General features: G+C 61.2%; 12 protein-coding genes and 1 pseudogene. 3 read left to right on the top strand and 10 right to left on the bottom strand.

Going from position 1 to position 13,681, the window contains the following annotated elements:
• The first annotated feature begins 11 nt into the window (after positions 1-11).
• Complete coding sequence (locus NGJ21_RS06530) at positions 12-908, top strand: LysR family transcriptional regulator (protein ID WP_251961960.1); 897 nt, start codon at positions 12-14, stop codon at positions 906-908.
• A gap of 2 nt (positions 909-910) precedes the next feature.
• Here the strand turns inward: NGJ21_RS06530 and NGJ21_RS06525 are convergent, their stop codons facing one another.
• The 8 genes from NGJ21_RS06525 to NGJ21_RS06490 all read right to left on the bottom strand — a co-directional run bounded on the left by NGJ21_RS06525 (position 911) and on the right by NGJ21_RS06490 (position 9,078).
• Positions 911-1,828, bottom strand: coding sequence for an aldose 1-epimerase (locus tag NGJ21_RS06525; protein WP_119688383.1), 918 nt, complete (start codon positions 1,826-1,828; stop codon positions 911-913).
• 24 nt (positions 1,829-1,852) lie between these two features.
• A complete protein-coding gene (locus tag NGJ21_RS06520) occupies positions 1,853-2,773 on the bottom strand; it encodes an EamA family transporter (RefSeq protein ID WP_115273008.1) in 921 nt (306 codons plus the stop codon).
• Positions 2,774-2,932: 159 nt separating this feature from the next.
• Positions 2,933-4,213, bottom strand: a complete 1,281-nt coding sequence (locus NGJ21_RS06515; protein ID WP_046787478.1) for a TRAP transporter large permease — start codon at positions 4,211-4,213, stop codon at positions 2,933-2,935.
• On the bottom strand, positions 4,214-4,741 hold the full coding sequence (locus NGJ21_RS06510) for a TRAP transporter small permease (RefSeq protein WP_251961959.1): 528 nt from the start codon (positions 4,739-4,741) through the stop codon (positions 4,214-4,216). It lies immediately after the preceding gene.
• A 68-nt stretch (positions 4,742-4,809) separates the two neighbouring features.
• Positions 4,810-5,781: a TRAP transporter substrate-binding protein gene (locus NGJ21_RS06505; RefSeq protein ID WP_012313102.1), complete on the bottom strand. Its 972-nt coding sequence runs from the start codon at positions 5,779-5,781 to the stop codon at positions 4,810-4,812.
• Between the two features lie 65 nt (positions 5,782-5,846).
• A complete protein-coding gene (locus NGJ21_RS06500) occupies positions 5,847-6,725 on the bottom strand; it encodes a glucurono-1,5-lactonase (RefSeq protein ID WP_204919933.1) in 879 nt (292 codons plus the stop codon).
• Between the two features lie 26 nt (positions 6,726-6,751).
• Positions 6,752-7,558 (bottom strand): NAD-dependent epimerase/dehydratase family protein, encoded by an 807-nt coding sequence (locus NGJ21_RS06495; RefSeq protein ID WP_125925141.1) that lies wholly within the window; start codon positions 7,556-7,558, stop codon positions 6,752-6,754.
• A 281-nt stretch (positions 7,559-7,839) separates the two neighbouring features.
• Entirely contained in the window at positions 7,840-9,078 is a 1,239-nt protein-coding gene (locus NGJ21_RS06490; protein ID WP_174142608.1) for an OprD family porin, read from the bottom strand.
• A 619-nt stretch (positions 9,079-9,697) separates the two neighbouring features.
• On the opposite strand from NGJ21_RS06490, the gene NGJ21_RS06485 reads away from it, so the two are divergent.
• Positions 9,698-10,546, top strand: a complete 849-nt coding sequence (locus NGJ21_RS06485; RefSeq protein ID WP_119688386.1) for a cation diffusion facilitator family transporter — start codon at positions 9,698-9,700, stop codon at positions 10,544-10,546.
• Between the two features lie 235 nt (positions 10,547-10,781).
• Here the strand turns inward: NGJ21_RS06485 and NGJ21_RS06480 are convergent, their stop codons facing one another.
• Positions 10,782-12,002 (bottom strand): type II toxin-antitoxin system HipA family toxin, encoded by a 1,221-nt coding sequence (locus NGJ21_RS06480; RefSeq protein WP_119688387.1) that lies wholly within the window; start codon positions 12,000-12,002, stop codon positions 10,782-10,784.
• The gene (locus NGJ21_RS06475; protein WP_119688388.1) at positions 12,002-12,304 is read right to left on the bottom strand and encodes a helix-turn-helix domain-containing protein; all 303 of its coding nucleotides are present in this window, start codon (positions 12,302-12,304) and stop codon (positions 12,002-12,004) included. The genes NGJ21_RS06480 and NGJ21_RS06475 overlap by 1 nt, the downstream gene beginning before the upstream one ends.
• Positions 12,305-12,561: 257 nt before the next feature.
• Between NGJ21_RS06475 and NGJ21_RS06470 the strand changes: the two are divergent.
• Positions 12,562-13,579: pseudogene (locus NGJ21_RS06470) on the top strand (IS30 family transposase).
• Positions 13,580-13,681 lie beyond the last annotated feature (102 nt).

Raw genomic sequence — 13,681 nt, 5'->3', positions numbered from 1 at the left:
CAGGAGCCGGCATGGACCAGATCCACCTGATGAAGGTGTTCGTCGCGGTAGGCGAGCTGGAAAGCTTCGCTGCTGCCGCCCGCCGTCTGGACATCTCGCCCGCTGCAGTAACCCGCGCGGTCAGCGCGCTTGAGGACATGCTCGGCGTCAAACTGCTGCTACGTACCACGCGCAGCGTGCGCCTGACCCAGGCGGGTGGCCGCTATCTGGAGGACACCCGCCACATCCTCGCCAGCATCTCTGAGGCCAACGAGGCCGCCGCCGGCATCAACGCCACGCCCAAAGGCGAACTGGCCGTCACCGCGCCCATCCTGTTCGGCAAGAAATTCGTCATGCCGAGCATCGTGCGTTATCTGCAGCGGTACCCCGAGGTGGACGTATCCGCCTACTTCCTCGACCGCATCGTCAACATGGTCGAGGAGGGCATGGACGTTGCGGTGCGTATCGGTCCGCTGCCCGACTCCGGCCTCAAGGCCCTGCGCGTAGGCAGGGTCAGGCGCATGCTCTGCGCCTCGCCTGAATACCTGGCGCGCCATGGTGTGCCGCAGCACCCCTCGGACTTGCCGGCGCATGCGGTGATCGCCACCACCAACCTCTCGCCGCGTTCGGGTTGGCGCTTCGGCGTGACGGACGAACCGACCCTGGTGCGCATCAAGCCCAGGCTCACCGTGACCAGCAACGACGGTGCGATCGCAGCGGCGGTGGGCGGGCTGGGGATTGCTCGGTTGCTGTCCTATCAGGTGGTGGACGAGATCGCCAGCGGGCAGTTACAGGTGCTACTGGCCGACTATGAGGAAGCCCCATGGCCGATCCATGTGCTGCACCGCGAAAGCAAGCATGGTTCGGCCAAGGTGCGCATGTTCGTCGACCTGCTGGCGCATGAGCTGCGGGCCCAAGGGCTGGACTGAAGTCATCCTGCCTTCGGTTCGCCCGGTTGCGGTCGCTCGCTGACAACCGTCTGGATCGCCTGGTACTCCAGGCTGAACCCCAGGCTCATTTCTTCACCCTGGCGCAACAAGCGCAAACCCGGTTGCCCCGGCAGGTGATGGGCATTGATTGGATGGCTGACCGGTTCAAAGCAGAAGAACGGCTTGTCCTGGGGGCAGAACAGCAAGAAATGCTCGGCACCGCTGGCGCTGCATACCAGTCGATAACCGGCCCCGGGTTGCTCGATCACGCAGTCCCCGGCCCACCCGCCGAACGCGTGGTCGACCACGGTGTCCGGCAGGCAGGCCGGTGCATCGAAGCACCAGTCTTGAGGCACCGCTGCCGTGTACGACGGCAACCGCCCCTCTTCGGCCAGCCACACGTGCTGCGCTGCTGCCTGCAGGCGGGTGTCAGGGTAGCGCGGGAAGTAAGGATGCAACCCCAGTCCATACCAGGTAGCGGGCTCATCCAGATGCGTTACCTGCAGGTCAAGCCTCAGGCGGCCTTCATGCAAATGCACATCCAGTACCGCCCGGTAGGCGAACGGCACGCTGCTCTGGAGCGTCAGCCTTGCATTTCGCTCACTGTGATGAGCCACCTGCCAGGCCTGCTGCCAGGCGGTGCCATGGATCGGATACGGGTCGTGTGTGGTGTTGGGCGCCAAGGCCAGCCAACCCTCGGGCCTTGCAAAACCACCCTCGGCAATACGGTTGGACCAGGGCGCCAACGGGTAGCACCCCAGTTGGCGCGGTGTACCGCTGGCCAGCGCTGCCTGATCGGTATGGCGCAACAGCGCCTGCCCGGTCGCCTTCACCTCCCAGTTGATCAGGCTGGCGCCCAGCTCGGGCGCCAGGGTCAGGCGGGTCAGGCGGTCTTGCAGCTGCAGTTCGGTGACAGCCATCAGCGGCTCCTTTCACAAAGCGGGTCAGCTGGCCCGACGGTAGGTCAGCAGCACGATGCCGCACACCACCACGGCGGCGCCGACCAATTGCCAGGTGCCCAGGCGCTGATCCAGCAACGCCCAGCCCAGCAGCAACGTGGCGATGGGCTCGATATTCATCACTGGCGCGTTCTGCGCCATGTTCAGCCGTGGCACACAGACGAACAGCAAGGTGAAGGCCACGCCATACAGCACCACCAGGCTGGCCAAGGCCGTCCAGCCGCTGGCGCTGGCCGGCAGCGACAACCCCGAGGGCATCACCCCGCTGGCCCCCGCCACCAGCATGCTGGCGAACACGATCAGCAGGGTCAGCAAGCTGCGCACCGGGCCGCGAACGGCAGCCAGTTTGTGGTCGGTGATCCACAACGCGCAGGCGAACACGCAGGCGGCGCAGAACGAAAGGCCCACGCCCAGTAGCCAGTGCGGGTTGGCCTCACCGTTATCGGCCAGGCGCCCAGGTACATCCAGCGCCAGCACCAGGCCACACAGGATCAGCCCCATGAACAGCACGGTGCGGCCGGTCGGGCGAGCGCCGCCCAGCGCCCAGGTGAGCAGCGCCAGCAGCATCGGAAAGGTGTTGCCTACCAGCAGCGCCAAGGCAACCGGAATGCGCGCCACGGCCGAGTACAGGCACAGGCTCTGGGTAGCGATCAACAGGCCCAACAGCAGTTGCCAGTGCCGCGTGCCAGCCGGCAGGCTCAGCGGTTGGCGCTGCCACAGCACCAGGCTGGCCAGCACCAGGAAGGTGATGCCGGAACGACAGAGGATGGCCAACAGCACGCCGGTGTCGTCATCGAAGGCGATGCGCGCGGCAATGTGGTTGCCGGCGAACGAGCAGGCCAGCAGCGCCAGTAGCGCGACCGCCAGCTTGCGCGGGAAAAGGGAGACAGAAGCAGCGACAGCCATGTGCATGATCCATTTGCAGGTGTGTTCAGGAGGCTGTTGCGCAGCCCATCGCTGGCAAGCCAGCTCCCCCGGGTTTTGCATTGGCCTTCAGATCGGCGTTGTCCCAGTGGGAGCCGGCTTGCCGGCGATGGGCCGCCCAGCGGCCCCGGATGAGCGCCGTTACAGCACGACGCTCGGCAGCCACAGCGAGATGGCCGGGATATAGGTGACCGCGATGAGCACCAGGAACAGCGCAATGTAGAACGGCAGCAGCGCCTTCACCGTCGATTCGATGCTCACCTTGCCGATGGCCGAACCGACGAACAGCACCGCACCCACCGGTGGTGTGATCAACCCGATGCCCAGGTTCACCAGCATGATCATGCCGAAGTGCACCGGGTCCACACCGATGCCGGTGATCACGGGCAGCAGGATCGGCGTCAGGATCAGGATCAGCGGCGCCATGTCCATCACCGTGCCCAGCAGCAACAGCATGAAGTTGATGCACATCAGGATCACGTAGCGGTTGTCCGACAGGGTCAGGAACACTGTGGTGATCTTCGACGGGATCTGCATCAGCGTCATCACGTAGCCGAAGCTTGCGGCAAAGCCGATCAGGATCATCACGATCGAGATGGTCCGCACCGTACGGTGCATCAGCTTGGGCAGGTCGCGCCACTTGTAGTCGCGGTAGATGAACATGGTCACGAAGAACGACCAGACCACTGCCACGGCCGCTGATTCGGTGGCGGTGAACACGCCCGAGAGAATACCGCCGAGGATGATGACCATCGCCATCAGGCCCCACAGTGCTTCGCCGGCGATTTTCAGTGCCTGGCGCAGCGGGATCACTTCACCTTTGGGGTAGTTGCGCTTCTTGGCGAAGATCAGGCACAGGCCCATCATCACCGCGCTCAGCAGCAAGCCGGGCATGATCCCCGCGATGAACAGCGAGCCGATCGACACTGTGCCGCCCGCCGCCAGCGAGTACAGCACCGAGTTGTGGCTGGGCGGGGTGAGCAGTGCCTGCACCGAGCCGCTGACGGTCACTGCCGTGGAGAACTCGCGCGGGTAGCCCTTGCGCTCCATCTCGGGGATCAGTACCGAGCCTACAGACGCGGTGTCAGCCACCGACGAGCCGGAAATGGCGCCGAAGAAGGTCGAGGCCATGATATTGACCAGCGACAAACCGCCCCGTACGAAGCCCACCAGCACTCCGGCGAAGGCCACCAACCGCCGTGACATGCCACCTTCGGCCATGATTGCGCCAGCCAGCACGAAGAACGGAATGGCCAGCAGTGAAAACTTGTTAACCCCACTGGCGATCTGAATCATCATCGCCTGCAGCGGGATGTCGATCCACCAGGCGCCGATCAGCGCCGACAGGCCCAGGGCGAAGGCCACCGGCATGCCGATCAGGATGAGCACGATGAAACTGCCCAACAGAATGAACGCATCCATTTACGCAGCTCCTTCGTTTTCTTCCGCCAGATCGTAACGAACCACCTTGCGGTTGCTCTGATCGCCCAGCAGGAGTTTTTCCAGTACAAAAATCAAGGTCAGCAGACCACCGACCGGGATCGGCGCGTAGGTCATGCCCACCCGTACCCCAGGCAAAGAGGCCAGCCACTGGTTCCACGTGGTGATGCACAGCTTGATGCCGTAGTAGGTCATGAACACGCACACCAGGATCATCAGCACCTGCACCAGCAGTGCAACCAGCTGGCGCTGCAGCGGTGGCAGGCGGTCGGTGATCATCCCTACCGCCATGTGCGCGCCGGCCCGGTAGCTGGCGGCGGCACCGACGAAGGTGAACACCACCATCAGCAGGATCGACACTGGCTCAGGCCAGCTGGAGCCGGTACCCAGCACGTAGCGTGCAAAGATGCCCCAGGGAATGATCAGCGACATGGCCAGGATCGACAGGCCGGCGACCCAGATGCAGCTGCGGTAGAGCGTGTCGTTCACGCTCAGGAAAAGCGATTTCATAGGCATCACCAAAGCGGCAGGGCGGCGGGCGCCGCACTGCCGCGGTCAAACTTGGAAGGGGGCCGGTATTACTGGACGGCGTCGATACGCTTCATCAGGTCTGCGTACGGCGCACCGTACTTCTCGCGTACTGAAGCGGTAGCCTCGAAGAACGGTTTCTTGTCGACGCTGATGAACTCCACGCCCGCGGCCTTGAGTTTCTCTTCGCTGGCGGCAGTCTTGGCATCCCACAGCGCGCGCTCTTCCATCTGTGCTTCGCGCGCGACCTTCTTCACCAGCGCCTGCTGCTCAGGCGTGAGCTTGTTCCAGGTGGTCTTGGACATCACCACCGGCTCCGGCAGGATCAGATGGCCAGTGAGGGTGAAGTACTTGGCGCTCTGGTAGTGGTTGTGCTCGAGCAGGGTTGGCGGGTTGTTTTCGGCGCCATCGATCACGCCGGTCTGCAGGGCGCTGAAGATCTCGCCGGTGTCCATGGCGATGCCGTTGCCGCCCATGGCGTTCATCATGTCGATGAACAGCGGGTTGCCCTGCACGCGGATCTTCATGCCCTTGAGGTCTTCCAGGCTGCGCACCGGCTTCTTGGTATAGATGCTGCGCGAGCCGCCGTCCATCCACGCCAGGGCCACCAGGTTGAATTCGGAATTGGTGATCTTGTCGAGGATCTCCTGGCCGATATCGCCGTCGATGATCTTGCGCATGTGGTCATGGTCGCGGAACACGAACGGCATGTTGAACACGTTCACGTCCGGCACCACCGGGCCGACGATCCCCAGGCTGACGCGGGTCATCTGCACGGCACCGATCTGCGCCTGCTCGATGACTTCCTTTTCCGAGCCCAGGACGCCGCCGGGGAACATCTTGAAGGTGATCTCGCCATTGCTGGCGGCTTCGATCTTCTTGCCCATGTTCTGCTCGGCGACCACGGTCGGGTAGCCGGCCGGGTGGATCTCGGCGAACTTGATGTCCAGCGCGTGGGCTGGCAGGGAGAGGCTGAAGGCGAACGGGAGTGCAGCAAGAAGCAGCTTGCGTTTGAAAGTCATGATGAAACTCCGTGGTTTTTATTATCCGGTTTCGGGCGTACGAGTGTGGTTGGCAGTACGGGTGTTCAGCCCCGGCAGGCAGGTTCCTCCACGCCTTTGACGCCGAGTTCGAAGGCAAATACCCCACCAGCCAGCGGCTGGTCGCTGAGGTCGATGCCTGCGGGGCGGATCGAGGTGACGAACAGGGTGTCCAGGTTGGCGCCGCCGAAGGCGCACATCGCCGGCTTTTTCACCGGCACGTTGAGTGAGCGGTCAAGGCGGCCATCCGGCGTGAACCGGTGGATCTGACCGGCATCGTTGCCGCAGATCCAGTAGCAGCCGTCCTGGTCGATGGCAGCGCCGTCCGGGCGACCGGGGAAGGCGCGCATGTCGACGAACAGCCGCTTGTTGTGGGGTATGCCACTGTCGATGTCGTAGTCGAACACCCAGATCTTCTGCACGTCGGGGTGCGAGTCCGACAGGTACATGCGTGTGCCGTCGGGGCTGAAGGCCAGGCCATTGGGCACGATCATGCCGTCCTGCTGCAGGTGTAACTGGCCCTCGCCGTCATGCCGGTACAGCGCGCCGACCGTGGCGCCTTGCTGCATGTCCATCAACATGGTGCCGGCCCAGAAGCGGCCCTGGCGATCACAGCGCCCATCGTTGAAACGCATGCCGCTCTGTGCATGGTCGACGGCGCTGAGCAAGTGGCTGGCAAGGCTGCCATCGGCCCTGGTTTCAAGCTGGAAGATGCCGCTTTCCATGCCGGCGATCCAGCCCCGCTCAGTGCGCGCGATGCAGGCGAGCATCTCGTCGCCTTGCCAGGTCTGATGGGCACCATCGGGCTGCCAGCGATGCAGCTGGCGTGCGGGAATGTCGACCCAGTACAGGGCGTGTTCGGTGGGGTGCCACACGGGGCTTTCGCCGGTGCCGTTGCGGGCGTCGACGATCAGTTCGCAGTTCATGGCCGGGCCTCCTGGAGCACTGGGTGTCAGTTGAACGGTCCGGCTACGGCGAAGGCGCCGCCCTGATAGACCATGCTCGGGTCATCGGCGGCAGGTGCCGGCTGGGCCTCTACCACTTCGCGAAACACCTCGGAGGTGTCTTTAGGCTCGTAGCCCAGGTGCGCGGCATAGCGGTTGTCCCACCATACGGTGCGGTTGTCGGAGGCACCGTAGACAATGGTGTGGCCCACGTTGGGGGTGTTCAGCCCACGTTCGATGAGCTGGACCAGGTCGTCGTAGCTCAGCCAGGTGCACAACATGCGTGGGTTCTGTGGCTGGGGGAAGGACGAGCCAATGCGGATGCTGACGGTCTCGATGCCATAGCGGTCGAAGTAAAAGCTGGCCATATCCTCGCCGTAGCATTTGGACAACCCGTAGTAGCTGTCGGGCCGGCGTGGAGCGTGAGCGTCGATGCGCTCGTCCTGGCGGTAGAAACCGATGGTGTGGTTGGAGCTGGCGAAGATGATGCGCTTGACCCCATGCTTGCGCGCCGCCTCGTAAACGTGGAACACACCGCAGATGTTGGGGCCGAGGATGTCCTCGAAGGAGTGCTCGGTGGATACGCCGCCGAAATGGAGGATGGCGTCTACGCCTTCTACCAGTGCGTGGACGGCGGCCTTGTCGGCCAGGTCGCAGGTCACGACCTCTTCATGCGCACCCGCGGCAGGTGCCATCGGGCTGATATCGGAAAGGCGCAGGACCTCGGCGTAGCCTTGCAGGCGTTCGCGAAGGACCTTGCCCAGGCCGCCTGCGGCTCCGGTGAGCAGCAGGCGATTGAGGGGGGTAGTGGTCATGGCCGGCTCTATTTGTTAATTGTTGTAGGTTGTCGTATGACTGTGTTGATTATTGGCAGTGGGGTTGGCAGTTGTCAATGAGGCGTGTGCGGCTTTCGCCTGGTTGGTGGTCAACTGTAGGAGCGGCCTTGTGTCGCGAAAGGGGCGCGCAGCGGCCCCAAAAACTTCGCAGGCGGCCCCATTGCCGGGGCCGCTGCGCAGCCCTTTCGCGACACAAGGCCGCTCCTACACAAGGCAATTGCCACACAAGGCCGTTGCCACAGGAAACGCGTTAGCCCGGGTTACAACAGCGACAGCGGGTAATTGAAGATCAACCGGTTCTCATCGAATTCGTTGTTGCTGTAGTCGCGCCGAATCGACGAGTTGCGCCATTTGACGCTCAAATCCTTGAACGCCCCGCTCTGGATCACATAGGCCAGCTCTGTTTCCCGCACCCACTCCTTGCCGTCGGTCACCGCCCCGGTATGCACGTCCTGCCCGCTGATGTAGCGGTTCATCAGCGTCAGCCCCGGCACCCCAACGGTGACGAAGTTGAAGTCATGACGCACCTGCCAGGAGCGCTCGTTGGCATTGTCGAAACTGGAGTTGTAGCTGTCGTTGGCCAAGGTGCCGCCGCTCGTGCCGTTGACCCGCATCCAGGTATCGCCATCGACCTTCTGCAGGCCCACCCAGAACGTGTTGCCGCCATACTTGGCCGAGAACATCCCCGAATACGTCTTGTTGTCCAGTTGCCCGGCCTTTTCGGAGCCGTCTTCGCCACCGTGGAAGTAACCGAGGTTGGCGCCGAAGGTCCAGCTGCCGACCGGCTGGCTGTGGCTCAGTTGCAGGTACTGCTGCTCATAGACGTCCTTGAGCACTGCGTTCCACAGCCCGACCAGCGTGCGGTCCTGGTTGAACTTGTATTCGCCACCGACGAAGTTGAAACGGTCCGAAAGGGCGCCGCCGTAGCTCATGTCGTCCATGCTGGCGTCGTTGCGCGGGCTGTTGCCGCGGAACTGCCCGCCGTACAGCGTCAGCCCGGCGATTTCGTTAGAGGTGACCTGCCCACCGCGGAAGGTCTGAGGTAGCGAGCGGCCATCGTCGGAACGCAGGATCGGCAGCACCGGCATCCACTCGCCGACCTTCAGTTCAGTCTTGGAAATCCGCGCCTTGCCCGCCACCGCCAGGCGCCCGAAGTCATCCGCCGGCTGCCCATCGTCATGGCGCGGCAGCAGGGCGGTGCCATAGGTGCCGCCACCGCCATCGAGCTTCACCGACCACATTCCCAACACATCCACGCCGAAACCGATCGGCCCCTCGGTGAAGCCTGAGCGTGCATCGAGGATGAAGCTCTGCGTCCACTCCTCAGCCTTGCTCTGCGGGTTGCTGGGGTTGGTGAAGTTGCGGTTGATATAGAAGTTGCGCAGGCCAAGCGTGGCTTTTGAATCCTCGATGAAGCCTGCGGCCACGCTGGTGCCCGGCAAGCTCCCGATCATGCCGGCGCCCAGCAGGGCAAAAGGAAGGGTCTGGCAGATTTTCATTATTGTTGTGCTCCGCAAAAGGGTGTGGCAGCCCGTCCACCGGGCACGCGCAAGCGGCCTGCGGCAGGGGCGGGTGGGTACGGGCCGGTGAAGGCCGGGTAGGGTGAAACAGGGTTACGGCACTAGGTGGCCGTGCATGCTGGAATGAGGGGCGGCGAGAGGCTGGGGTGTAGCGCGATGGGGGTCGACATGGGAGAGTGTCCACTGATTGTTGTTTTTGTTATGTGTTGTCGTACAACTGTGGCGATTTTTTAGCAAGCGCAGGCGGTAATGTCAACGCCTACTAAGGCGAATAACGCCTGGTTTAGCACCTTTCTGAGAGGCACCTTTCATCAACAGAAGCTCTAGCCCGGGCATCTCCCTGCCTTGAAAGAGATACTACGACTAAAGTCGGTGTGAAGGGCGTTGATTGGCTGGTAACCCTGGAATTTTGTGTATTAGGACCGGATCAGGGGGTTTAAGACGCGTTATGTTGGATTTAAGACCCGGCAAGATTGTTGAGCGCCTCTGCAAGCGTGCGTACCGAGCGGACCCCACTTCCCCGTGAACCATTGCTAACAGGACATGTCTTACTGCCATCATCGACATGATGTCATTTCACACGCAAGGAGGCTCCATCATGCAATCAACCCCACCTATAGCCACCGGTAACCTGCTGGGCACCTATGGCTACGGCAAGGCGCTGATCATCAGCATGCTCATCTTGGGCAGCATCTTCTTCGGCTTGGCCGCTTTCGTCGGCTACCTGAGTGTCGCCAGCGACCTGCAATTCAACGGACCCAAGCAAATCTTCTACTTCACCGTCGCCTTGCTGGCTGTGCTCGGGCTGAGCATGTTTGCCCTGGCCCTGTGGCAGACAAAGCTGCGCAAAGCGCGTTACGAGGTCTACGAAAAAGGCATCTGCCAGATCATCGGCAGCGAACGTGACTACGTGCCTTTCAGCGAGATGAATGACTTGTACCTGTTCGCCTCTGGCCAGACAGCCTTCGCAGGCCTCACCAACAACCTGGCTTATCGGCGCAACGCAAGCGAGCCTTTCCGCCGGGTCAATCCGCACCTCAAGGGCCTGTTCGCCTTTATCGAACAGGTGCGCGACCAGCATCTGAACGAACGGCTGCCAGTGGTATACGCCACGCTTCAAAATGGTGGCGGGGTGCAGTTCAACTATCTCGACACCAAACAGGTATGGGGCAAGCGGATCAGTGGCGACTTCTTTAACGTCACCACCAAGGCCCTGACCCTCACCCGCGACGCGCTCGACATCGATGGCCGCAAGGTCTCGTTGAACAGCCTGGGCAATGTCGATCTCAATCAGTGGACCGAGTTGGTCGTTATCAAGGACGAGAGCGGTCAAACACTGCTGTCGACCGTCGGTAACGGGATCATGAGCTTTGATCTGTTCCTCAATACCTTGCACAACCTGCTAGACGCACCGCAAGCGCAGGCGGACAACGCCGTCACTGCCTGACGCTAGGTATCGGAGCCGCTTGGCGGCTCCTGATTAAGCTAAGCCTGAATTGAAGCGCTTCGAGAGGGTTTGGCGTCTCCGCCAACCGGCCCTATACTTATCTACGGCCTCGCCCTCGACCACGTGACTGGCTTGTTCCATGTCGGGCACACTTCTGCCCCTTGTCGGCGTGGGCGAGGCCTCTCCCTTATCCAGTTTCCCCCCCCGGTCCACAATCGAATACTGTGCCTGCAGGTCATTCAAGCAGGTTGCCTGCACCCATGGCCATTATGGCAAGGTCCCGCTCCGGCACTTCGAGGCTGCTACGATAATGCTCCTCGAGATCCGGTGCCCAGCTTGCCACTTCATCAATTACCTCAATGGCCTGCGCCTGGGAGAGCCCATAGTGTTCAACTTGGCTCAACAGGTTTCGTCGTGAAATTTCATGCCCATAACTCCCGATAGCCATTGCCAGCCGTGAAGGCGGGGCTCCCTCGGTAGTCGGCACTACGTCATACATCGGCGACAGTCGCCAGCAGCCGTTCGTAAACAGCACGGCGACATTCTTTGGATGGTCATCATCGTTACCGACAAGAATGTTGAAACAGATCCGCTTGTACAGCTCCTGGCGGTCCGCTTCCGGCACGCCACGGCGGTTCATTTCGTCTACCAGCACCCCGTAATGCCATTTCTTCCAATCCCCCTGCCCGAGCCAGTTGCTGTCAAGCAAGGTCAAGCCGCTTAGCATCGGAACGCGTGCGTATTGGCCGTTAGCTGCCGGCGCTCTGTCAAAACGGTCGACCAGCAATGTGTTGACCCGCCCTTTGTGCAAGCGAACGTTGGCAACATTCAAGCCTTTGCTGGCGGCGAATACCATGCACGCATACTCAAGCGAAGGGATGTCGTAGTTGTCGTGGCGATCTCGAGGTTTGGCCAGGATAAGTCTGTCTGCCTCGACCAAGGTACATTTGGGGCGCGCACCACCGAGCGAGGAGCGTTGCTGCAACGTAGCCTTGGTCGCTCTATCCGTGCCAGGTGGGAAGCCGCCCTGGACTCCGTCTGCAAACTGGATGAACGCATCCAGTTGAGTGAGTGTGCCCAGACCTGCCTGGCCGATACCTTCAGGTGGCACTTTGCTGCTACCCACCATCAGGCTGCCGGCGCGATCATGGTTGGGCGACTTCTGCAGGTAACTGATTGCGTCCAGCTCGCCGCCGTGCTCGCGGATGACCAGCCGCTCGCCCCAACCATCCGGTGCTGCATCCCTGATGAAGCCAGGAAGACCGCCGTTCTTGGTGATGTTGGTGTAGGGCTCCGCGCGCAGAGGGTAGTGCAGTGGATCAGGCACCCAGCCCCCTGCCTTGTAATAGAGAGGGCTGTAGACGAATTCACCCACACCCTTCTCCACGGTAAGGCGCCCGAGCGTGGTGACCTCAAGCGATCCGGGTTGCTGGATATAGATGTACAGTAAAGGCATTAGAAATCATCCTCTGAGATACGCTTGAGCCGCACTCGATGCTCGGTGGTGTAGGGCGCGGGGGAGGTCTCTGGGATTTCTTTGAAGACATCCTCAAGCAGGCCGAGATGCCACAGTGCGGTCATATAGCTGCGCATTTCCACGGTAGGCGTACCTGCTTCGATTTTGCTCAGCGTGGTGATGGATAGGCCGGATTGAGCTGCAAGATCCTTCTGACGGACTCGGCGTTCTAGCCGTCTGGTTTTGATCAGAAGCCCGATTTTTGTCAGGCGGTCGGCACACATCAAGGGGAAAACCAGCATTTTAAGATCTTCTATAAGCGTTCTTATCATCGATAAGTGTCACTATAGCACTGCTTATATTTGCTGAAAAAACCGAGTGACTGGATACCTACCCGATGTATGGGCAGACGAATCATGGATGCTACGTCTTGCGCTGGGTTCTGCAGAGCATTCGAGGTAGGCAGCGAGCCCATAAGACTTCAGCATTTAACGTCTCTATAAGCATGGCGGCGGCAAAAACTGAGTGCAACACCTGACCAATCCGGTACGGTGTCCCTATGTCTTACCAAGAACTCAGTATTGAAGAACGCATCACGATCCAGTTCGGCCAGCTTCAGGGCCTGAGCCAAAGAGCGATCGCCCGGATGCTTGATCGCAGCCCCTCGACCGTTAGTCGTGAGCTTCGCCGTAACGCCGCCAGTACCTCGCCCTATTCTGACAGCCAGGCTCAGCAACAGATGCGCCTGCGCCGCCAAGGCGTGCCGACCTGCGCGCAAGCTTGAACCAGGTGGCGAACTGTTCGATCTGGTGGCCTACCTGCTGCGACAGCGCTTTTCTCCTCAGCAAATTGCCGGCAAACTCCGACGCATGGAATTCCCAAAGCTTGAAGACGCTTACGTCTGCCGCGAAACGATCTACAACGCCATCTATGCATTGCCGGTGGGTGAGCTTCGCAAGGAGCTGATCATTTGCTTGCGGCAAGGTAAAACCAGTCGTCGCCCCCGCACTGGCGGGGTAGACCGCCGTGGCCAAATCCCTGATCTCGTCAGCATCCATGTTCGTCCGCCTGAGGCAGAAGATCGTCTGACGCCCGGCCACTGGGAGGGCGATTTGATCAAGGGCAAAGCCAATGCTTCTGCGGTCGGTACGTTGGTAGAGCGCAGTACGGGTTACCTGATGCTGATCAAGATGCATGACGCCACAGCGACTTCGGCGGTCGAAGGTTTCAGTGCCGCCTTGAACCGCATGCCTCTGGCAGCGCGTAAAAAGTTGACCTATGACCAGGGCCGGGAAATGGTGCGTCACGCCGAGATCACCCAGCGTACCGGAGTGGCTGTTTACTTCTGCGACCCGCATAGCCCCTGGCAGCGCGGCAGCAACGAAAACATCAACGGCCTGATTAGGCAGTACCTGACCAAGGGCACCGACTTGTCTGGGCATAGCCAGGAGCAGCTGGATGCCATTGCGTATGAACTGAATATTCGGCCGCGCCAGCGTTTTGATTACCAATGCCCAATCGAGATGATGACGCAGATGATGGCTCGGCATCATGAGGGCTCATCCTTAATTCAATGAAGCCCGGTGTTGCACTCAGCCTTTGAAACCGGGCCTTCCAATTTAAAGTTGTTGACTCTAGCTTTTTGTCTGGGCGTTTTCTCGGGCACTCGAAAAAGTCGA

The sequence above is a fragment of the Pseudomonas sp. Marseille-Q5299 genome, from assembly GCF_943737035.1.
GTDB lineage: Bacteria > Pseudomonadota > Gammaproteobacteria > Pseudomonadales > Pseudomonadaceae > Aquipseudomonas > Aquipseudomonas putida_E.
The sequence above is the reverse complement of the archived record's forward strand: the minus strand, read 5'-3'. Positions and strand labels throughout refer to the sequence as shown.

Coding starts and splice junctions, on each gene's coding strand:
- NGJ21_RS06530 (WP_251961960.1), top strand. CDS start 12: ATGGACCAGATCCACCTGATGAAGGTGTTCGTCGCGGTAGGCGAGCTG.
- NGJ21_RS06525 (WP_119688383.1), bottom strand. CDS start 1,828: ATGGCTGTCACCGAACTGCAGCTGCAAGACCGCCTGACCCGCCTGACC.
- NGJ21_RS06520 (WP_115273008.1), bottom strand. CDS start 2,773: ATGGCTGTCGCTGCTTCTGTCTCCCTTTTCCCGCGCAAGCTGGCGGTC.
- NGJ21_RS06515 (WP_046787478.1), bottom strand. CDS start 4,213: ATGGATGCGTTCATTCTGTTGGGCAGTTTCATCGTGCTCATCCTGATC.
- NGJ21_RS06510 (WP_251961959.1), bottom strand. CDS start 4,741: ATGAAATCGCTTTTCCTGAGCGTGAACGACACGCTCTACCGCAGCTGC.
- NGJ21_RS06505 (WP_012313102.1), bottom strand. CDS start 5,781: ATGACTTTCAAACGCAAGCTGCTTCTTGCTGCACTCCCGTTCGCCTTC.
- NGJ21_RS06500 (WP_204919933.1), bottom strand. CDS start 6,725: ATGAACTGCGAACTGATCGTCGACGCCCGCAACGGCACCGGCGAAAGC.
- NGJ21_RS06495 (WP_125925141.1), bottom strand. CDS start 7,558: ATGACCACTACCCCCCTCAATCGCCTGCTGCTCACCGGAGCCGCAGGC.
- NGJ21_RS06490 (WP_174142608.1), bottom strand. CDS start 9,078: ATGAAAATCTGCCAGACCCTTCCTTTTGCCCTGCTGGGCGCCGGCATG.
- NGJ21_RS06485 (WP_119688386.1), top strand. CDS start 9,698: ATGCAATCAACCCCACCTATAGCCACCGGTAACCTGCTGGGCACCTAT.
- NGJ21_RS06480 (WP_119688387.1), bottom strand. CDS start 12,002: ATGCCTTTACTGTACATCTATATCCAGCAACCCGGATCGCTTGAGGTC.
- NGJ21_RS06475 (WP_119688388.1), bottom strand. CDS start 12,304: ATGCTGGTTTTCCCCTTGATGTGTGCCGACCGCCTGACAAAAATCGGG.